Below are 20,267 nucleotides of genomic sequence, written 5' to 3' on the forward strand. Positions count from 1 at the left end.
ACCCAGTGTGAACTATTGGTTCATACTGGGTGTTTTTTGTAGGAATTTTATAAACTGTTTACTTGTTAGAGGTTTACTGAAATAGTAACCTTGCATGTATTTACAGTTGTTTTTTTGCAGAAACTTAAGCTGTTTTTCTGTTTCAATTCCTTCAGCAACGACAGAGAGATTTAAAGTATTTGCAAGGGAAAGGATAGTGGAGACGATGGCTCTTTCTTCAGGCCGATGATCGGCTAGTTGTGTAAATTCTTTTGGTACTTTTAATGTATCGATAGGGAAAATTGATAAATAAGCAAGAGAAGAGTAGCCGGTACCGAAGTCATCAATGGACGTTTGAATACCATATTCTTTTAATTGCTTTAGTCTCGATAATGTTTCTTTTTCATCAATCATCGCAATTCGTTCTGTTAGTTCAAGTGTTACATCTTTCGGGTCAATTTTAACGTCCTTTAGTATTTGTGAAATATTTTCGATTAATTGATTTTGTTGAAATTCTTTCGCTGATAAATTGACACTCATTTTTAAGTTTGTGTATCCAAAACTTTGCCATATTTTTAGTTGACGACAAGACTCTCGTAGCACCCAATGCCCAAGTGGGATGACCTGCGGAGTCTCTTCCACAATTGGAATGAACTCACATGGTGAAATGTCACCTAATAGTGGATGTTTCCAACGGATTAAAGCTTCGGCACCGATGATTTTATTCGTTGTAATGTCAACTTGTGGTTGATAGACGAGAAAGAATTCTTTATTTACTAAAGCAAGTGGTAAATCTTTTTCAATTCTAGCTTTTCGCTCCATTTTTTTATATAACTCTTTCGTATAAAGTGAGCTACCATTCTTTCCTTTATTTTTGGTTTCGTACATGGCCATATCAGCATGTTGTAAAATAGATAACGGATCTTCGCCTGCTTCTGGGTATATTGCAATCCCGATACTTGGCGAGATTTGTAAATGTTGATTTTCAATTTCGAATGGCTCATTCATAGATAGTACAATCATATCAGCTATTTTTTGTACATCTCTATCTTCTTTATAATCTTCTATAAGAATTGTGAACTCATCCCCAGCTAACCGAGCAAGTTTCATATTTGACGTCGATATTCGTTCTAGTCTTTTTGCTACAGCAATTAAAAGAAGATCTCCTACCCGGTGACCGAGAGTATCGTTAATAACTTTAAAACGGTCTAAATCGAGAAACATAACAGCAAAAGGTCTTTTCGATAGTTTTGCTCGTACAATTGCTTGTTCTAACTGCAGATGAAATGAACGGCGATTTGCAAGTTCCGTTAAAGTATCATGATATGCTAGGAAATTAATTTGCTCTTGTTGCTGCTTGCTTTCTGTAATATCTTTAATCATTAAATAGGCCCCAGAAATATGTTCCTTTAAAAAGATGGGAACAGCTGTAACATGTAAGTAGTAAATATCTCTATTTTTATGATATGCCCGTATTTCTAAAGAAATAGATTTCCCTTTTTTCACGTGATGAAAGGCAGTAATGATTTCTTCTAAATCTTCTTCATACATAAGTGAATAGTATGGTTGGTTTAATAATTCATTCGTTTGATAACCGAGTAAAGTAGTTCCAGCGTTGTTCACATTGAGAAAATTACCGTACAAATCTAATGTGAAAATTGGATCTGGATGATGCTCGTATAAAGATTTAAACATTTGTTGGTTATGATATAACTCATTTTTTTGTTCTACTAAATCTTCTGTACGTAGTTCGATTTGTTTCTCGAGTTCTAAGCTGAATTGCATTTGTGCTAGCAATAATATTTTATTTTGTCTTCGAACTAACATATGGCGTATGAGAACGAAGGCGAAAGTTACCATAATTCCAATTACTACGATAGGTGCAAAAACATTTTCGACCAATATAAAAACAATAAGCATCACGACAGAAATATACGGTAATGATAATCGGATTGATTCACCAAATTGAGGCGTTAGTAATATTTGTTCTTGTTTTTCGGGCTCTTTTGTGTGAAGTATACAAGCGATTGCTACCAATAATAAGGTTACTTGATATAATGGAGCAACTGTGAACATAGAGTGCTCAGGCTGGAAGTATTTTATATAAGCATAAATAGAATCCGTAGTAGCATACAAAATTAAAGCACTGCCAAGAAGAGCACCAACTTGCTTTGGTAGTAAGGATAATGGTCTGAATAAAAGGTTGATTCCTATTAAAAGAAAGAGTAGATCAGCCATTGGATACGTGAGTTGAACAAACATGTCGATATATGATGTTGTAAAAATATGAATGGTTCTTTCAATAAGTAAATAGTAGCTTAAAGTAAATTGAGCAGTAACAATAATACAAATATCACATATCGTAAAAAGCTGTTCCAATAAATCTCGGCCATAAATAATTTCATATAGAAAGGCAAATGCAAAGCTAATTAAAAATAATAAGTAAAAAAAGTCTGATGGATCAACGAATGTATAGTAGTCATGCAGAATTAAGCGTTGATAAGCAACTACTATATCGCCGATGAAATAAGAGAAGGATCCGATAGTTAATGTTATCCAAAACAAACGAGATAACCCTTGTTTTATATTTGAAAAATAAAATATATAACTGCAAATTGTAATATCAATTAATATGGTACTTATTCCAGTTAATATTTGAAATGGGAGTGCGTACTCATATAAAAAGGACATTGATACGTAATGAATAGCTATATACAACAATGAAATGCTTATAAGAATACTTACATGTGTTTGTTTTTTCATTTATATCACCCACTGTATATACATAAGAACCACCTTTTTGTAGTTTATGTTTTTTATGATTGCTTGAAAACATATAGAATTTCTATATTTATTTTACACATTTATAATGAGTTGTAAAAATAGATTTGCTTAGCAAGTATTAATTGTTGTTTCTGTTCCCAATATATCGACATAGGAATTTGAAGTTTGCTATAATGAATTAAATAGTTGAATTATTTAGAAAAATTTAAAAATAATAAATGATGCAAGTAAGACATATTGTTTACTATGTGAACTTGTTCTTAATTCAGGGGGGAGGGTTTCACAATGGCAAGTGTATATGAAAATAGTTATATGATCGTTTTGATTTTCTTGCTATTAGGTATATTGCTGCCGGTAGTGGCTCTTACATTAGGGAAAATGCTGCGTCCAAACAAACCGAGTGCAGCGAAAGCGACGACGTATGAGAGTGGAATTGAGCCTTTTCATGATGCAAATATTCGGTTTCATGCTCGTTATTACATTTTCGCTTTATTGTTCGTCATCTTTGATGTAGAAACTTTATTTTTATACCCATGGGCTGTTGCATATGACAAGCTTGGTTTATTTGCACTGATTGAAATGCTCATTTTTGTTGTGATGTTGCTAGTTGGATTAGCGTATGCTTGGAAAAAGAAGGTGTTACAATGGTTATAAATTTTGAGGAATTAAACCCACAGGAGCGAGCGGAATTAGAAAGGAATATCTTTTTTTCTACATTGGAACAGTTGAAGGGATGGGCGCGGAGCAACTCTTTATGGCCGATGACATTTGGACTGGCATGCTGTGCGATTGAAATGATGGGAGTAGGCTCATCACATTACGATTTAGATCGATTTGGGTCATTTTTTCGGACTTCACCAAGACAATCGGACGTCATGATTGTGTCAGGAACGGTAACGAAGAAAATGGCACCTATTGTTCGGCGCCTATATGATCAAATGCCTGAACCGAAGTGGGTAATTGCGATGGGATCTTGTGCAACGGCCGGTGGTCCGTATGTGAATTCGTATGCTGTTGTGAAAGGTGTAGATCAAATTGTACCAGTTGATGTGTATATTCCTGGATGCCCTCCAAATCCTGCTGCTTTAATTTATGGAATTAATAAATTAAAAGAAAAAATTCGTTACGAGGCGAGGACCGGGAAGCAGGTGACGAATAAATGAGTGATCCAAATAAAGACTTAGAAAGCATGAAAAGAGAAGCAGCCCGTCATGCGAAAGAGGAAGCGCGAAAACGTCTTGCTGCGAAACATGGGGCGGAAATGTCTAAACTTGAAGGAGAACATCGAGAAAAAGAGAAAGCGCTACCAAAAGATAAGGGGATTAATGTAGAAGAAGCGAAGGCAAAGGCCGCAGCAGCTGCAAAAGCAAAAGCAGCGGCATTAGCGAAGCAAAAGCGAGAAGGATCAGAAGAAGTAACGGATGAAGAAAAAGCCAAAGCAAAGGCGAAAGCTGCAGCAGCTGCAAAAGCAAAAGCAGCGGCATTAGCGAAGCAAAAGCGAGAAGGATCAGAAGAAGTAACGGATGAAGAAAAAGCCAAAGCAAAGGCGAAAGCTGCAGCAGCTGCAAAAGCAAAAGCAGCGGCATTAGCGAAGCAAAAGCGAGAAGGATCAGAAGAAGTAACGGACGAGGAAAAAGTTAAAGCAAAGGCGAAAGCCGCAGCAGCTGCAAAAGCAAAAGCAGCGGCATTAGCGAAGCAAAAGCGAGAAGGGTCAGAAGAAGTAACGGACGAAGAAAAAGCCAAAGCAAAGGCGAAAGCTGCAGCAGCTGCAAAAGCAAAAGCAAAAGCAGCGGCATTAGCGAAGCAAAAGCGAGAAGGATCAGAAGAAGTAACGGACGAAGAAAAAGTTAAAGCGAAGGCAAAGGCTGTAGCAGCTGCAAAAGCAAAAGCAGCAGCGTTAGCGAAGCAGAAAGCCTCACAAGGTGAGGGGGATTCTGGAGATGAGAAAGCGAAGGCAATTGCAGCCGCGAAAGCGAAAGCCGCTGCTGCGGCAAGGGCAAAGGGATCTGTAAATAAGATAGAAGACGAACTGCAGCAGGAAGAACCATCAGTTAACCAACCATATTTAAATCGCTATGTGGAGGTTGTTAAGGAGAGGTTAGGAGAATATGCATTAGTAGATTCCTATATTAATAAGCTTTCAAAAGATGTTCCAACGCTTGTGGCGAAGCCTTCGAAATATTATGAAGTGATGGAATTGCTAAGATTCCATGAGGGACTTGCTTTTGATTATATGTCAGAGCTACATGCGACGGATTTTGTGACACATATGGAAGTATACGTTCATTTATTTTCATATGGAAAGAAACAGTCAGTAGCAGTGAAGGTAAAGCTGGATAGGGAAGCGCCGCAAGTACAATCGGTGACGCCGCTTTGGAAAGGGGCAGATTGGCCGGAGCGTGAAACGTATGATTTGCTCGGTATTGTATTTGAAGGTCATCCTAATTTATCTCGCATTTTAATGCCGGATGATTGGGTGGGGTATCCGCTTAGGAAGGATTATGAACCGTATGATGTGGAGGTGTAGCTTGTGATCCGTACGGAAGAGATGCTCTTAAATGTAGGGCCGCAGCATCCGAGTACACATGGTGTGTTTCGGCTTGTAATTAAGATTGACGGGGAAATTATTAAAGAGGCTACACCGGTTATCGGATATTTGCATCGCGGAACAGAAAAGATAGCTGAGAGCTTGCAATATACACAAATTATCCCGTATACAGATCGAATGGACTATTTATCAGCAATGACGAATAATTACGTCCTTTGCCACGCTGTAGAGACGATGATGGATCTTGAGATTCCAGAGCGTGCTGAATATTTACGGGTGCTTGCGATGGAGCTTGGGAGAGTTGCGAGCCATCTCGTCTGGTGGGGAACGAACCTGCTTGATATAGGAGCGGTTAGTCCATTTTTATATGCCTTTCGTGAACGAGAGATGATTATAAATTTATTAAGTGAATTGTGCGGTGCAAGGCTTACTTTCAACTATATGAGAGTCGGCGGCGTGAAGTGGGATGCGCCAGACGGCTGGATTGAAAAGGTGAAAGAGTTTGTTCCGTATATGAGAGAGCAGTTGGAAGGGTATCACGACCTTGTTAGCGGAAATGAAATTTTCTTAAATCGTGTGAAAGGCGTTGGCGTATATAGCGCGGAAGAGGCGATCTCGTATTCTTTAAGCGGCGCAAATTTACGGTGCACGGGAGTCCACTGGGATCTTCGCAAAGATGAGCCGTATTCTATTTATGATCGTTTTGACTTTGATATTCCTGTTGGGAGCACGGGAGATGCTTGGGATCGCTACGTTTGCCGGATGGAGGAAATTGAGGAGTCATTGAACATTATTGAGCAAGCAGCCGAGCAGTTCCCGAAAGACGGCGCTGTGCTGGCGAAAGTGCCGAAAATTATTAAAGCACCTAAGGGAGAAGCGTTCGTCCGTATAGAGTCACCGCGGGGAGAGATTGGCTGTTATATTGCTAGTGATGGAAAGAAAGAGCCGTACCGTTTGAAATTTCGCAGACCGTCTTTTTATAATTTGCAAATCTTACCGAAGTTATTGAAAGGTGAAAACATCGCCAACTTAATTACGATTTTAGGTGGGGTTGATATTGTACTTGGGGAGGTTGACGGCTAATGATTGAGACGCTCTTACAATCACCTTCAAGCTGGACGAATTTCTTCATTTTTTTCGGGTTAGCGGTGCTTCTATTATTTGCAGTCCTTGGCTTCGTTACATACGGTATTTTGGCAGAACGGAAAGTGATGGGATTTATGCAAGGACGGATTGGACCAAACCAAGTTGGGGGCCGGTTCGGTTTACTCCAAACGGTAGCTGATGTTTTGAAACTATTATTAAAAGAAGATAGCATTCCGAAAGCTGCTGATAAACCGTTGTTTATATTAGCACCTGTTATTGCATTCGCACCAGCATTTATGGTGCTTGCGGTTATCCCGTTTACTGATAAATTTCAGTTTGCGGATATTGGCGTAGGATTGCTGTATTACATTGCTGTTTCTGGGATTACGACGATCGGCGTCGTAACTGGGGGATGGGCATCAAATAATAAATATTCCCTTTTAGGAGGGATGCGTGCGGCAGCGCAAATGATTTCTTATGAGATTCCACTTGTGATGAGTGTAATTGGCGTCGTTTTGTTAGCTGGTAGTCTTAACTTGAATGAAATTGTAGCGGCGCAGGAAAAGGTATGGTACATTTTCGCACAGCCAATCGGTTTCGTCATTTTCTTAATCGCGGCAGTTGCAGAGCTAAATAGGACACCGTTTGATTTACCCGAAGCGGAGTCAGAACTTGTTTCAGGATACCATACGGAATACTCAGGTTTTCGCTGGGCGTTTTTCATGCTTTCAGAGTATGTGTATTTCTTCGGGATGTCATCTTTAATTACAGTACTCTTTTTAGGAGGCTGGAATCCAGTTATGTTTCTTGGGTTTATTCCAGGAGCCGTATGGTTTGCTTTGAAATTCAGCAGTGTGGTCTTTCTATTGATTTGGTTCCGCGTTACGTTCCCGCGCATAAGAGGTGACCAGTTAATGGAGTTTGGCTGGAAAGTATTATTACCAATCGCACTTGCAAATATTTTCTTAACGGCATTGATTAAGGAGCTATTCTTCTAATCTATAAAGGGGGTGCCAGTAAGAGATGAAAGGACTATTTAAAGGGTTAAAATATACGCTTAGTAATTTGAGTAAGAAAAAGGTGACGTATGATTATCCAAATCAACCGTTGCCATTACCAGACCGATTTCGAGGTATTCAAAAGTTTTATCCAGAGAAATGTATTGTTTGTAATCAGTGTTCCAACATTTGTCCGACAGATTGCATTCAATTAACAGGAAAAAAACATCCTGATCCTACGAAAAAAGGGAAAATTATCGACACGTATGATATTAATTTTGAAATTTGTATTCTTTGCGATTTATGTACAGAAGTTTGCCCGACAGAGGCGATTGTAATGACAAATAACTTTGAACTTGCAGAGTATTCACGTGATGATTTATTTAAAAATTTGCAGTGGCTTGACGAGAACGACGAGAACATCAGGAAGGAGAATAAAGCATGAACGGCGAGTTTGTAGCTTTCTTTATATTATCCTTGTCCGCGATTATCGGCGGCGTTCTTATGCTGAATTTAACGAAAGTAATGCATATGATGCTGGCCCTTGTGCTTACGTTCCTTAGCATTGCGGGTTTGTATTTTCTCTTATCAGCCGAATTTATCGGAGTGGCACAAATTTTACTTTACTCTGGTGCAATCACTATTATTATGATTTTTGGCATTATGTTAACGAAACATAACGCGGAAAATGAATCGCGCCTTACTCTTCGAAAATGGATTATCTTCTTTGCGGTTGTAGCATTTGGCGCAGTTATGTATTTCGCTGTTAATAGTATCGATTTTTCAAATCAAAGCACACAAGGAAGTTTACCTCTCCATGAAAATAACACACTTCAAATCGGTACACTTCTCTATTCAAAATATATTATTCCATTCGAATTAACCTCAGTTATTTTACTTGTAGCACTTGTAGGAGCGATTATCCTTGCGAAGAAGGATGAGGGAGAGGAGGATTCCCATGAGTAGCGTTCCGGCTTCTGCGTATTTAACACTTGCGATTATTTTGTTTTGCATCGGCTTATTTGGAGCTTTAACAAAGCGAAATACAGTAATTGTACTAGTTTGTATCGAATTGATGTTAAACGCCGCCAATTTAAATCTAGTAGCGTTTAGTAAATTAGGCTTGTTTCCGAATTTAACAGGACAAATTTTTTCGCTGTTTACGATGTCTGTAGCGGCAGCGGAGGCAGCGGTAGGTCTTGCAATTTTGATTGCTTTGTACCGTAATCGCCCGACAGTTCATGTAGATGAGATGGATACGCTCAAAGGATAGCATTGTGACCGAAAAGGGGGAAGGAAACAATGATCGATTATGCATGGCTCATACCGCTTTTCCCGCTTGTTTCATTTTTGTTACTTATTGTGTTCGGGAAGAAAATTAGAGAGGGAAGTAGTGTACTAGGTATTTTCTTTACCTTTCTCTCCTTTATATCCGCGGTAGTGGTACTAATAGAACGATTTTCATCCGAGGCAGTGAAGCATAAGTGGGTATGGCTTAGGGTAGGAGATATAGATATATCATTTGGTTTTGAAGTTACCGCATTAGGGGCTTTAATGTTGTTTATCGTTACACTTGTAAGTTTTCTTGTACATGTGTACTCAAAAGGTTATATGAAAGGTGACACCAGATTACCAACCTTTTATGCATATTTAGGGCTCTTTACCTTTGCGATGCTTGGGCTAGTTATATCGACGAATTTATTACAGCTTTATATATTTTGGGAGTTAGTCGGCCTTGGTTCGTTTTTACTTATCGGTTTTTATTTCTTTAAAGAAGAAGCGAAGGCTGCTGCGAAAAAGGCTTTTATTATGACACGCATTGGGGATGTTGGGCTATTTATTGGGATGATATTAATTTTTTGGCACGCAGGTAGTTTTGAATATGACGCGATTTTTAAAGCGATTCATACGGGCGACCTCTCTCCTTCTATGATTACAATAACGGCGATATTAATTTTTATCGGTGCGATGGGGAAATCGGGTCAGTTCCCGCTTCATACATGGTTGCCAGATGCAATGGAAGGACCGACGCCTGTTTCGGCGCTTATTCACGCGGCAACGATGGTTGCAGCCGGCGTATATTTAGTAGCGACGATGTTCCCGCTATTTTCAGCAAGTGCGGTAGCGATGCAAACTGTGGCAATCGTTGGGGCTTTCACCGCAATCTTTGCGGCCTCTATCGGTCTAGTGCAAACAGATATTAAGAGGGTTCTTGCTTATTCTACAGTTAGTCAGCTCGGATATATGATGCTTGCGCTAGGCTCGGCTGGTTATGTAGCTGGTATCTTTCACTTAACGACACACGCCTTTTTTAAAGCATTATTGTTCCTGGCAGCAGGAAGTGTAATTCATGCAGTCCATACGCAAAACATTAATAAAATGGGCGGTTTACAGAAAAAGATGAAAGTAACCGGTGCACTATTTTTAATAGGCACACTTGCAATTAGTGGTGTTCCTCTGCTTTCCGGATTTTTTAGTAAAGATGAAATTTTAGCGGCGGCTTGGATGAATGGCAATTACTTTCTATTCGTTTTAGCAGTAATTGCGGCATTTCTAACAGCATTTTATATGTTCCGTCTATATTTTCTTGTCTTTACGGGGGAAACGAAGACGAAGGAAGAGGTGCATGAATCGCCTCGCACCATGACGTATCCGATGATTGTCCTTGGTGTTCTTGCGGTAGTGGCCGGTTATATAAATACACCGTGGTTCGGAACGTTTCTTGGGGATTGGCTTACGAAAGATATAGGATTCCAGGTGAAGGAAGTGCATGGACCTGTTTGGATTATGGTTGTTGCGACGCTCGTTTCATTTGCGGGAATTGCCCTCGCATATTTCATATATGGCAAGAAATCTATCTCTAGAGATTGGGCCGGCGGAGAAGGGACGTCTTTTTATAACCTTTTGAAAGAAAAATATTATGTGGATGAACTATACAATGCGACAGTGCTTCCTATTACGAAAGGAATCGCTCATGTGCTTCGCTTATTTGAAGTATACGTTGTAGAAGGAATCGCAGTTTTAATTGCTGGACTCGTTAAAGGTATGAGTGGACTAGGATCGCGGCTTCAAAACGGGAATGTACAAGTGTATGGAACTGTAACAGCAGTTTCGCTCGCAGTGCTCCTAATTATTTTGTTATATACGGGAGGGGATTTACGGTGAATGGATTGCTATTAACGTTCTTCATTTTTTCCCCGCTTTTAGGAATTCTCTTGCTTTTATTAACGCCGAAACGAGAATCGCGTACAGTGCAGGCGCTTGGTTTATTCGGAACGGCGCTTCCATTTGGAATTGCTACCGTCCTTGCTTGTACATACGCTTCAGGAAAGAGCTTATCGATATTTGATGAAAAAGTGAAATGGATTAAATTTGGGGATTTCACAGCAGTGGACAAAAGGTGGTTTTCAATTTATTACGAGCTCGGCATTGATGGTTTATCGCTTGTAATGATGGTGCTCACAGCCCTTCTAGCGATGCTTGCAGCTATTGCGGCATTTTCTATTAAAAGAAATTTGAAAGCATTCTACATGCTGTTACTCATGTTAGAAATAGGTATGCTCGGTGTCTTCGCTGCTCAAAATTTAATGTTGTTCTTCATGTTCTTTGAGATTACGTTGCCACCAATGTTTTTATTAATTGGCAAGTGGGGGAAATTGTCGAGTGAAAAGGCTGCATATAGTTATTTAATATATAACGGTATTGGATCAGCTATTTTACTTATCGTTTTCTCGGTTTTATTTGCGAAAACAGGTACAACAAATATTGCGGAGCTTAAAGAGATATTAACGAGTGTAGGTGCTGGGGGAGGAATGGCTGTCTCAGGTAGCGTACAGTTCGGCTTGTTTCTTGCCATAATGATTGCTTTTGCGATTAAACTCCCTGTTTTCCCTTTGCATCGCTGGATGGTCAATGTACACATAGAAGCGCATCCCGCTGTAGTTATGCTTCACGCGGGGGTTTTGCTGAAGATTGGCGCGTACGGTATTGTTCGCTTCGGGAAAGGATTATTCCCAGAATATTTTCGTGATTTTGCAACGCTAATTGCGGTTTTAGGGGTAATTAATTTATTGTATGGGGCCTTTCTAGCACTCATCCAAACGGACTTTAGAAAGGTACTTGCTTACTCTAGTATTTCGCATATGGGCATTGTATTAATGGGGCTGGCGGCGTTAAATGCACCAGGTATACAAGGGGCATTGTTCCAAGTTGTGTCTCACGGTTTAATTGCGGCCTTGCTCTTCTTCTTGCTTGGCATTATTGAAGAGCGTTTCGGGACTTCGGATATTACAGCACTTGGTGGACTCGCAAAAAGTGTTCCAGTGCTTAGTGGTTTCTTCTTAGCGGGCGGTATGGCATCGCTTGGAATGCCAGGGATGTCCGGATTTATTAGCGAATTCCTTGCCTTTCTCGGTTTATTCCAAGGGAAACCGGTTATCGCCGCCGCAGGTGTACTTGGAATTATTTTAACCGCTGTATACGTATTAAGAGCGACACTTCAAGTGACATTTGGTAAGAAAGAATGGGAAGCGAAATCTGATATACACGGATGGGAGTACGTTCCTGTTATAGTGCTTATCGTTTGTATTATTGCAATTGGGGTAATGCCAGAACTACTAGGGGATCCACTTCAAACTACATTGAAAACATTGGGGGTGAAGTAGGATGGATATGAACACGTTACTTAGCTTATCATGGCATCTCATGGTACCAGAATTCATTATTCTCGGGGCAGCCATCCTTCTTTCCATATGTGATTTGTTTTTTAAGCTGAACCATAGGTACGTTGCGATTGGTGCAATTGCCGCTGCCTTGTTAGCGATAGTGTCATTAATGACGCTATATAGCGAACCGGCAGGAGATATTTTAAATGGATCGTTTGTACTAGATGGATTTTCAAAAGGATTTAAAACGTTGTTATTAGGCGGAGCAGCCCTCGTTTTATGTATGGCAATAAGCGATGATAAGAAGGAGCCTATTCAAGATAAAGGAGAATATTATTATTTGTTTTTAATGGCGCTTCTTGGAGCGATGTTCATGGCTTCTAGCGTCGATTTCATCACATTGTTCGTTGGTTTAGAGTTGCTTTCGCTTTCTTCCTATATTTTAGTAGGAATCCGAAAAAGAAACCGCGCATCGAATGAGGCTGCAATGAAATATGTCATTAACGGAGGAATTGGAACAGCAATTACACTCTTTGGAATGAGCTATTTATACGGTATTACAGGGTCGACCAACATAGTAGAAATGCAAAAGGCATTTACGCAAGGATTGGCCGGGGGCATTCAGTTATTGTTAGCTCTCGCATTTCTACTTTTGCTCGTTGGACTCTCATTCAAAATTGCAACAGTGCCATTTCATATGTGGGCACCAGATGTGTATGAGGGAGCGGCTACACCTGTCACTGCTTTTCTCGGAACGATTTCTAAAATTGCTGGTTTTCTACTCATTACGCGTTTGTTTCTTATGGTGTTTGCAGGTGTGGCAATCCAAGGAGACGCACAATCTTTGTACGGGCGTATGAGTATATACATTGCGGTACTAGCTAGTATTACGATGATTGTTGGGAACGTAGTAGCATTAAAGCAATACAACGTAAAACGTCTATTTGCCTATTCAGGTATCGCGCATGCTGGGTATTTGCTAGTCCCTCTTGTAGCGCTATCGCAGTTTACGATGGATAGTATGTGGTTTTATATGCTTGCATATATGCTTATGAATATAGGAGCATTTGCAATCATCCACGGATTAATCTTACAAAATGATAAGGAAAACATGACGATTTTTACAGGGTTATATAAGCGATCCCCCTTTACAGCTATAGTGATGACGGTCTTTATTTTATCCTTAGCTGGAATACCGGGGACAGCAGGTTTCATCGGAAAAATTAACATTTTTTTAGGGGCACTTCATGTTGAACCTGCTCATTACGTATTAGCTTCTATTATGATGGGGACGACGGTTATTTCATTCATATATTATTTCCGAATATTACAGCAAATGTTTTTCCGCAAGGGAGAGACGGAAGAAAAGCTCCGATTACCGTTAAATATAAAGATTGTCATGAGTCTTTGCGCAATTTCAATTGTAATACTAGGGATTATGCCGATGATTGGTTACAATTTCTTTTATGAAAATTTTCCATTAATGAAGGATTTCTTCTTCTTGGGGAACGTGGTACAATAGTGGAAATAAAAGGTGTAGAGTCCGTACTCTACGCTTTTTATTTTGGAGTAACAGCAAATGAAAACGCCTATAGGTATATGTTTTCCGAGAGAAAATTACGATGTAAGATGCTTATTTGCGTTTGAAAAAGTGTGGCTCCTACTTATTTATGGTATCGTTTTTTACATTTTGCGTAAGTAGTAGCCAAGCAAAAAAAGGGGTCGATTTTTTGGCACATCTTTTAGGGCAACAAGCACTGATTGCCATTGTTTCGCATTTATTGTTTATTACCATTACGTGGTGGGCCTTACAAGGTATTCACATTGAGCGCTTAATGAAGTCTGGAAAAGTGATGCAGACGAGAGTATTACTGATCCTAATTACAATTGCAATTGGGACATCTGTAAGTAACTTTTTCCTTGATTATTTAGGCTATTCAAAGAGTTTAACGTATTTAGTAAAGTAAGTGTATAGAACCTCATATCTCCGTTAACAATGGGGATAGGAGGGGATGAAATTGAAGTTTAAAGCCATTCTTATCGTTATCGTAAGTGTTGTTTTATTTTTGGTTGGATATAAAGAGATGAAACCTATAAGCGATGAACAGAAAATGGAGAGCATGATTGCAGCTTTAGAGAAGAACGATGCAAAAGTAGAGCGGTGGTCATGGTTAGCGCGAGAAACGAAAACAATTTCTAATATACATACGTTTCAAAAATTGTTAAACGATGTGAAGGAAGAGGCGAACATCGAAGGTTGGGAATTAGAACAATCTCCAGATGGATATAAGGCTACATCCTATAAAAAATCTTCTTCACATGAAGAACGAATAGTAGTAACTTGGAGTAAGGAAAATACTAAAGAAAACACTTTTATTATTTTTGAAGTGAGCGGGGCGAAATGGGACCCGAAGTACGTTCAGAACATGGATAAAATTTTTAGTGAAAAACCTATAATTTACACTTGTGTTCAAGGTGTACTGAATGATAAGATTGAAGGTGTTTTGCAAAATAAAACCAATCAGGTTTTGAAAGATCTTTCAGCAAGAGCGATCGAACAGATAGAAGAAAGAGCATTTGTATCAGTCTCCGCATATAATAAAAAGTGGAATGACGCTCTTTCAACAAATAGAGAGAAAATAAATGTGCAAATAGCAATACGTTCTACAAACAACAAAGATACAATTGTGGTTGGCACACCGATCATAACTTCTGAGTATTGAGTGAATAGATACTGAAAAAAGGACACGGAGGGGAATAATTTGGAAAAGATCATCGTCCGTGGCGGAAAGCGGTTAAGCGGCACAGTGCGTGTTGAGGGCGCAAAAAATGCTGTATTACCTATAATCGCTGCAGCCCTATTAGCGAGTGACGGAAAGAATGTACTATCTGAAGTACCAGTATTATCTGATGTATACACAATTAACGAGGTATTACGTCATTTAAATGCTGAAGTCGTATTTGAAAATAACCAAGTAACAATCGATTCTTCTAAAGAATTAAACATTGAAGCACCATTTGAGTATGTACGTAAGATGCGTGCATCTGTTCAAGTAATGGGACCATTATTAGCACGTAACGGTCGTGCTCGTATTGCACTTCCTGGTGGATGTGCAATTGGTTCACGTCCAATTGACCAACATTTAAAAGGCTTCGAAGCAATGGGAGCGAAAGTAAAAGTTGGTAACGGATTTGTTGAGGCACACGTAGAGGGCGAACTAAAAGGAGCTAAAATTTATTTAGACTTCCCAAGCGTAGGCGCGACAGAAAACATTATGTCTGCAGCTACATTAGCAAAAGGGACAACAGTCCTTGAAAACGCAGCGAAAGAGCCAGAAATCGTTGACTTAGCTAACTTCTTAAATGCAATGGGAGCGAAAGTACGCGGAGCTGGAACTGGAACGATTCGTATTGAAGGCGTTGAAAAATTATATGGTGCAAACCACCCTATTATTCCTGACCGTATTGAAGCAGGAACATTCATGGTTGCAGCGGCAATTACAGGTGGAGACATCTTAATTGAAAATGCTGTGCCTGAACATTTACGCTCAATTACAGCGAAAATGGAAGAAATGGGTGTTAAAATTATTGAGGAAAATGAAGGTGTACGTGTTATCGGCCCAGATAAGTTAAAAGCGGTTGATATTAAAACTATGCCTCATCCAGGTTTCCCAACAGACATGCAATCACAAATGATGGCATTATTACTACATGCTGATGGAACAAGTATGATTACAGAAACGGTATTCGAAAACCGCTTTATGCACGTTGAAGAATTCCGTCGTATGAATGCTGATATTAAAATCGAAGGTCGTTCTGTAATTATGAACGGTCCAAGTAGCTTGCAAGGAGCTGAAGTTGGCGCAACTGATTTACGTGCTGCAGCAGCATTAATCTTAGCTGGTTTAGTATCAGAAGGTTATACTCGTGTAACAGAGTTAAAACATCTTGACCGTGGTTATGTAGATTTCCATAAGAAATTAGCTGCATTAGGTGCAACTATTGAACGTGTAAACGAAAAAGTAGAAGAAGTGAAAGAACAAGAAGTTTCTGATCTTCACGCTTAATTGAAGTAGTCTCTATGTCTTTTGACATAGGGGCTATTTTTTTTGGGTTATTACTGTTATAGTCAATAAATTCCATACTTATGCACGTCTCAGTGAAAATATTTAGAAAATTTTTGTTTTATTCCACTATTTGCGGTCAGTAAAACCCCACTGATTATAGTTTCACTTTATATCGATACCCCCAAGTATGTTCTAAAAAATCCGTAGTTCCATAAGAATGAAAGGAATCCAACTTTATATTGGGGGAATAGGATGAAATTTTCAAAGCCACTTTTCATTACAGTAGCGCTCTTAATAGCGCTCGTTATCATTGTACCTGCTGCTCTTGTTATTCCGTTTGCGAAAGCAAAAGTAGGGGAAGAAGCAGCTTCTAAAACTCCTCCAGCGATAGAAAGTATACCAGCTCCAGGGAAAGTGGATACAGCGGTTCAAGTTGCTGTATATCGTGATCAGCAGAAGAAGGTAGAAACATTACCTATGGAGGAGTATGTGGCCGGTGTAGTAGCTTCTGAGATGAATGCCAGCTTTGAAATAGAGGCGCTAAAGGCGCAGGCATTAGCAGCGAGAACATTTGTAGTGCAGCGTATGCTAAGCGGAGGTAAGAAAAACAACGCGGATGTGATAGATACAGTGAAAGATCAAGTGTACAAAAGCAAAGAGGAATTGAAGAAACAATGGGGTAATAACTACGAAAATAATTTAAAGAAAATTGAGGAAGCCGTTTCGCAAACCGCAGGACAAGTTTTAACGTATGATGGAAAACCAATTTCAGCATCCTTCTTCTCAACGAGTAACGGACGAACAGAAAATGCAGCTGATTATTGGGGAAATGATTATCCGTACTTGAAAAGCGTAGATAGTCCGTGGGATCAAGCCTCTCCAAAATTTACGAGTGAGCAAAAATTCACAGTAGCTGATTTTCAAAAACGTCTCGGTGTGAAAGTACTAGCAAACGGAAAGGTTGGTAATATTAAAGACCTTACGGAAGGAAAGCGAGTAAAGGATGTAGAGTTCCAAGGGAAAACATTAACAGGAAAACAAGTTCGTGAAAAGTTAGATTTACGCTCCTCAGACTTTACGTGGAAACAAGAAGGGGATAACATCACCGTTACAACGAAAGGATTCGGTCACGGCGTCGGTATGAGCCAGTACGGTGCGAATGGTATGGCAGCGGAAGGCAAGAAATATACAGAGATAGTCGCTCATTACTATAAAGGCATTGAAATAAAGACGCTGAATGATTATGAAGGAAAATTGATGGTGAAGAAGTAGGTGTCAGGGGTTTCCTGATACCTACTTCTTTTTTGTTTAAAATATCATAATTTTCCATTAAATGTTTGGTATAATTAGAGAAAAATATTTGGGGGAGACAGAATGGCGTTATTGGAGTTGAAACAGTTAGGGAAGACGAACCAGTTACCGGCAATTGAGCTAGAGGTTGAGAAGGGACAATGTGTTGTTTTGCAGTGTAATAACCATACAGCTAAAGTGTTGCACCGCATCATTATCGGTGAAGAAGAAGCTTCAACTGGCAATGTACTATTTGAAGGCACAGCGATTGGAAAGAAGAATTATTCCCGCATCGGCTTTTGTTTTTTGAAAGATGAAGCATACGATCGTTTGAAGGTGAGGGAGTACTTTAAGTTTATATTAGGGCTTTATGAATCTAACATGAGTATGGAAGAAGCAGTACAATATGTCGGTCTCCTAGATAAGTTGAACGTTAAAATAGAAAAATTGTCATTTTCAGAGAAACGCCGTCTTCATCTTGGGCGAGTTATGATTCATAATCCGGATTTAGTTATTTTAGAAGAGCCAGAGCAAAATGTCGATACAGAGAGTACGATCATTATTCGAAAAGCGATTATGAAAATGAAAGAGCAAGGAAAGGCGATTTTTATTACGTCATCTTTTTTATCAGATGCGCTCTCGCTAACAGAAGATGTATACATATTAAATAACAATGGTGTGAAAAAGGTAGAAATTGAGCAAGAAGAAGTGAAAGAAGTTGACGAAGAAAAGGTCATTCAAATGATTCCGCAAATGAAACTTGAAAGAATTCCAGCGAAAGTGAACGATAAAATCATTTTACTGGATCCGATGGAGATCCATTTCATTGAAACACAAAATGGAGTGACACATATTCATGTGCGCGAAGGTGACTTCGTATGCACATTAACATTAAGTGAACTAGAAACGAGATTAACAGGATTCGGATTCTTTAGATGTCATCGCTCGTACCTCGTTAATTTACAAAGAGTACGAGAAGTCATTACGTGGACACGTAATAGCTTTAGTTTAATTTTGGATGACGAAAGAAAAAGTTCAATCCCGCTTTCAAAAGGACGAATGGATGAGTTAAAAGGTGTAATTGGGCTATAAAAATGCTCCAATAAGCTCAAAATACGATTCATTCACCGGTAAAAATACTCCTTTTACCGGTATTTTACTGCGCCTACCCTTTGTTTTTCATATGATTGAGTCAAGAAAAGCGAAACAAACAAACGAAAAGCGCTAAAGCGACTTTCATCTATAAAAAGAAAAACAAAGGGGATGACGAAATGACATTGGCAATTGAAATGAAAGATGTAATGAAAAGTTTCGATGGAAAAACGGCCCTTCGAAATGTAAATATTGAGGTGAAGCAAGGAGAAATCTTTGGATTCCTCGGACCGAGTGGATCTGGGAAAACAACAACAGTAAAGATTTTAACTTCTCAATTGCTTCATAGCGTTGGAACTGTAAGAGTGTTAGGTAAAGACATTACAGGTCCAAGTAGTATCGATTACAAGCGAATTGGTATTTTAACAGACAACAGCGGCCTATACGAAAGACTTAGCATCTATGATAACTTACTACTATTTTGTGACTTATACGATTGTAAAAAAGAACGAATCGATGAAGTGCTAGCACAAGTGAACTTATTGGATGATAAAAAAACACAAGTGAAAAAATTATCAAAAGGAATGAAGCAGCGCGTCACATTAGCGAGAGCAATTCTTCATAAACCAGATATCCTCTTCTTAGATGAACCAACATCCGCACTTGATCCAGTAAACGTGCAAAACATTCATAAAATCTTGAAAGATTTAAATAAAGAAGGAACAACGATTTTCTTAACGACGCACAACATGGACGAAGCAGAAACGCTTTGTAACCGCATTGCCTTTCTGTGCGGAGGAGAAATTGTAGCACTTGATACACCAGAAAACTTGCGATTAAAATACGCGAAAGATCAAATACAAGTTGTGTTAAAAGATAAACAAAAAGAAACGGTACAAAAAGATGAATTAGGAGCAAAACGCATTTCAGAATGGATGAAAAAAGGCGAATTACTATCTATTCATTCACACGAGCCAACGTTAGGCGATATCTTTATTGAAGTTACTGGGAGGGGATTATAATGACATTTTCAATGAGACGATTTTCAGCTATTTTTCGGAAAGAGGTACAGGATTTTAAAACGAATTCACAAACTTTAATTATGTTGGTAATGCCACTTGTCTTTTCGGTATTATTTAGTCGCTCAGATAATATGAGAGAAGTTGGAGCAAGTACGTTAACCGCGATGGCCTTAGTTATGGTCGGAGGCTTTGTACAGGCAATGCTCATCGCTGAAGAAAAGGAAAAAAATACGCTTCGTGTTCTTATGCTATCACCAGCATCATCTATTGAAGTATTAATTGGTAAAAGTTCATTAACAGGTATGATTACAGTTGCAATCTGTTTTATTAATCTACTTATTTTAGGTAAATTAGAAGGTAATTTTGCATTATTATTACTCATCTTTGTTCTTGGAATGCTAATATTTAACCTCATTGGTACTTGTATTGGATTATTAGCTCAAAATGTGCCGCAAACATCAACAATTGGATTACCAATATTAATGACATTCCTTTTCGGTGATTTAATTGGAATGTTTGTGAAGAATGAAGTCGTTACAAAGATAGTCGATTATTTGCCAACTCGTCATATCGGTCTTGCAGTTAGTAGTGTTATAAAAGGTGAAGGTTTTAGTGCAATTACTAGTAATTTATTGAATATAACTATTTGGTTAGTTGCAGTACTTGTTATTACGCTCTTCATTTATAGAAAGAAACAAATGGACTAAAAACTGAGCTGAAACGCTCAGTTTTTTCCT

General features: G+C 39.0%; 19 protein-coding genes. 18 read left to right on the forward strand and 1 reads right to left on the reverse strand.

All coding sequences use genetic code 11. The features are described from left to right. Window positions 1-12: 12 nt before the first annotated feature. Window positions 13-2,742, reverse strand: a complete 2,730-nt coding sequence (locus MR066_RS14820; protein ID WP_242247573.1) for a putative bifunctional diguanylate cyclase/phosphodiesterase — start codon at window positions 2,740-2,742, stop codon at window positions 13-15. Between the two features lie 306 nt (window positions 2,743-3,048). On the opposite strand from MR066_RS14820, the gene nuoA reads away from it, so the two are divergent. The 18 genes from nuoA to MR066_RS14910 all read left to right on the forward strand — a co-directional run bounded on the left by nuoA (window position 3,049) and on the right by MR066_RS14910 (window position 20,237). Further along, complete coding sequence (nuoA, locus tag MR066_RS14825; protein WP_000179270.1) at window positions 3,049-3,417, forward strand: NADH-quinone oxidoreductase subunit NuoA; 369 nt, start codon at window positions 3,049-3,051, stop codon at window positions 3,415-3,417. Then, window positions 3,408-3,926 carry an NADH-quinone oxidoreductase subunit NuoB gene (gene nuoB / locus MR066_RS14830; RefSeq protein WP_088040472.1) on the forward strand — a complete coding sequence of 173 codons (519 nt, stop codon included), beginning with the start codon at window positions 3,408-3,410 and terminating at the stop codon, window positions 3,924-3,926. The genes nuoA and nuoB overlap by 10 nt, the downstream gene beginning before the upstream one ends. Continuing rightward, window positions 3,923-5,290 carry an NADH-quinone oxidoreductase subunit C gene (locus MR066_RS14835; RefSeq protein ID WP_277928998.1) on the forward strand — a complete coding sequence of 456 codons (1,368 nt, stop codon included), beginning with the start codon at window positions 3,923-3,925 and terminating at the stop codon, window positions 5,288-5,290. Before nuoB ends, MR066_RS14835 begins: the two co-directional genes overlap by 4 nt. Before the next feature lie 3 nt (window positions 5,291-5,293). After that, window positions 5,294-6,394 carry an NADH-quinone oxidoreductase subunit NuoD gene (nuoD, locus tag MR066_RS14840; RefSeq protein ID WP_242247574.1) on the forward strand — a complete coding sequence of 367 codons (1,101 nt, stop codon included), beginning with the start codon at window positions 5,294-5,296 and terminating at the stop codon, window positions 6,392-6,394. Continuing rightward, window positions 6,394-7,395 (forward strand): NADH-quinone oxidoreductase subunit NuoH, encoded by a 1,002-nt coding sequence (gene nuoH, locus MR066_RS14845; protein ID WP_002068471.1) that lies wholly within the window; start codon window positions 6,394-6,396, stop codon window positions 7,393-7,395. The genes nuoD and nuoH overlap by 1 nt, the downstream gene beginning before the upstream one ends. Window positions 7,396-7,420: 25 nt before the next feature. Further along, window positions 7,421-7,840, forward strand: coding sequence for an NADH-quinone oxidoreductase subunit NuoI (nuoI, locus tag MR066_RS14850; protein WP_002016193.1), 420 nt, complete (start codon window positions 7,421-7,423; stop codon window positions 7,838-7,840). After that, the gene (locus tag MR066_RS14855) at window positions 7,837-8,361 is read left to right on the forward strand and encodes an NADH-quinone oxidoreductase subunit J (protein ID WP_001012819.1); all 525 of its coding nucleotides are present in this window, start codon (window positions 7,837-7,839) and stop codon (window positions 8,359-8,361) included. The genes nuoI and MR066_RS14855 overlap by 4 nt, the downstream gene beginning before the upstream one ends. Beyond that, window positions 8,354-8,668 carry an NADH-quinone oxidoreductase subunit NuoK gene (nuoK, locus tag MR066_RS14860; RefSeq protein ID WP_000100081.1) on the forward strand — a complete coding sequence of 105 codons (315 nt, stop codon included), beginning with the start codon at window positions 8,354-8,356 and terminating at the stop codon, window positions 8,666-8,668. The genes MR066_RS14855 and nuoK overlap by 8 nt, the downstream gene beginning before the upstream one ends. A 29-nt stretch (window positions 8,669-8,697) precedes the next feature. Next, window positions 8,698-10,560: an NADH-quinone oxidoreductase subunit L gene (nuoL, locus tag MR066_RS14865; RefSeq protein ID WP_061688682.1), complete on the forward strand. Its 1,863-nt coding sequence runs from the start codon at window positions 8,698-8,700 to the stop codon at window positions 10,558-10,560. Further along, window positions 10,557-12,059, forward strand: a complete 1,503-nt coding sequence (locus tag MR066_RS14870; protein WP_242247575.1) for an NADH-quinone oxidoreductase subunit M — start codon at window positions 10,557-10,559, stop codon at window positions 12,057-12,059. Before nuoL ends, MR066_RS14870 begins: the two co-directional genes overlap by 4 nt. Window positions 12,060-12,066: 7 nt before the next feature. Further along, the gene (gene nuoN, locus MR066_RS14875; protein ID WP_396022275.1) at window positions 12,067-13,581 is read left to right on the forward strand and encodes an NADH-quinone oxidoreductase subunit NuoN; all 1,515 of its coding nucleotides are present in this window, start codon (window positions 12,067-12,069) and stop codon (window positions 13,579-13,581) included. Window positions 13,582-13,789: 208 nt separating this feature from the next. Continuing rightward, entirely contained in the window at window positions 13,790-14,026 is a 237-nt protein-coding gene (locus MR066_RS14880; RefSeq protein ID WP_002016201.1) for a DUF1146 family protein, read from the forward strand. Window positions 14,027-14,077: 51 nt separating this feature from the next. Next, the gene (locus tag MR066_RS14885) at window positions 14,078-14,782 is read left to right on the forward strand and encodes a YwmB family TATA-box binding protein (protein WP_002130043.1); all 705 of its coding nucleotides are present in this window, start codon (window positions 14,078-14,080) and stop codon (window positions 14,780-14,782) included. Between the two features lie 39 nt (window positions 14,783-14,821). Further along, window positions 14,822-16,126 (forward strand): UDP-N-acetylglucosamine 1-carboxyvinyltransferase, encoded by a 1,305-nt coding sequence (gene murA, locus MR066_RS14890; RefSeq protein ID WP_002068497.1) that lies wholly within the window; start codon window positions 14,822-14,824, stop codon window positions 16,124-16,126. A gap of 252 nt (window positions 16,127-16,378) precedes the next feature. Next, window positions 16,379-17,398 (forward strand): stage II sporulation protein D, encoded by a 1,020-nt coding sequence (gene spoIID / locus MR066_RS14895; protein ID WP_242247577.1) that lies wholly within the window; start codon window positions 16,379-16,381, stop codon window positions 17,396-17,398. 102 nt (window positions 17,399-17,500) lie between these two features. Beyond that, window positions 17,501-18,508 carry a LytTR family transcriptional regulator DNA-binding domain-containing protein gene (locus MR066_RS14900; RefSeq protein ID WP_242247578.1) on the forward strand — a complete coding sequence of 336 codons (1,008 nt, stop codon included), beginning with the start codon at window positions 17,501-17,503 and terminating at the stop codon, window positions 18,506-18,508. Window positions 18,509-18,687: 179 nt separating this feature from the next. Beyond that, entirely contained in the window at window positions 18,688-19,530 is an 843-nt protein-coding gene (locus MR066_RS14905) for an ABC transporter ATP-binding protein (protein WP_088040467.1), read from the forward strand. Beyond that, a complete protein-coding gene (locus MR066_RS14910; RefSeq protein ID WP_002130038.1) occupies window positions 19,530-20,237 on the forward strand; it encodes an ABC transporter permease in 708 nt (235 codons plus the stop codon). Before MR066_RS14905 ends, MR066_RS14910 begins: the two co-directional genes overlap by 1 nt. Window positions 20,238-20,267: the final 30 nt, after the last annotated feature.

Source organism: Bacillus cereus group sp. BfR-BA-01523 (assembly GCF_022662615.1).
Classification (GTDB): domain Bacteria; phylum Bacillota; class Bacilli; order Bacillales; family Bacillaceae_G; genus Bacillus_A; species Bacillus_A mycoides.

Excerpts from the sequence above, each read along its gene's own strand:
- nuoB (WP_088040472.1), top strand. The coding sequence starts at position 3,408 with ATGGTTATAAATTTTGAGGAATTAAACCCACAGGAGCGAGCGGAATTA.
- MR066_RS14910 (WP_002130038.1), top strand. The coding sequence starts at position 19,530 with ATGACATTTTCAATGAGACGATTTTCAGCTATTTTTCGGAAAGAGGTA.
- nuoA (WP_000179270.1), top strand. The coding sequence starts at position 3,049 with ATGGCAAGTGTATATGAAAATAGTTATATGATCGTTTTGATTTTCTTG.
- nuoN (WP_396022275.1), top strand. The coding sequence starts at position 12,067 with ATGAACACGTTACTTAGCTTATCATGGCATCTCATGGTACCAGAATTC.
- nuoI (WP_002016193.1), top strand. The coding sequence starts at position 7,421 with ATGAAAGGACTATTTAAAGGGTTAAAATATACGCTTAGTAATTTGAGT.
- spoIID (WP_242247577.1), top strand. The coding sequence starts at position 16,379 with ATGAAATTTTCAAAGCCACTTTTCATTACAGTAGCGCTCTTAATAGCG.
- MR066_RS14835 (WP_277928998.1), top strand. The coding sequence starts at position 3,923 with ATGAGTGATCCAAATAAAGACTTAGAAAGCATGAAAAGAGAAGCAGCC.
- nuoK (WP_000100081.1), top strand. The coding sequence starts at position 8,354 with ATGAGTAGCGTTCCGGCTTCTGCGTATTTAACACTTGCGATTATTTTG.
- MR066_RS14900 (WP_242247578.1), top strand. The coding sequence starts at position 17,501 with ATGGCGTTATTGGAGTTGAAACAGTTAGGGAAGACGAACCAGTTACCG.
- MR066_RS14855 (WP_001012819.1), top strand. The coding sequence starts at position 7,837 with ATGAACGGCGAGTTTGTAGCTTTCTTTATATTATCCTTGTCCGCGATT.
- nuoH (WP_002068471.1), top strand. The coding sequence starts at position 6,394 with ATGATTGAGACGCTCTTACAATCACCTTCAAGCTGGACGAATTTCTTC.
- MR066_RS14905 (WP_088040467.1), top strand. The coding sequence starts at position 18,688 with ATGACATTGGCAATTGAAATGAAAGATGTAATGAAAAGTTTCGATGGA.
- nuoL (WP_061688682.1), top strand. The coding sequence starts at position 8,698 with ATGATCGATTATGCATGGCTCATACCGCTTTTCCCGCTTGTTTCATTT.
- MR066_RS14820 (WP_242247573.1), bottom strand. The coding sequence starts at position 2,742 with ATGAAAAAACAAACACATGTAAGTATTCTTATAAGCATTTCATTGTTG.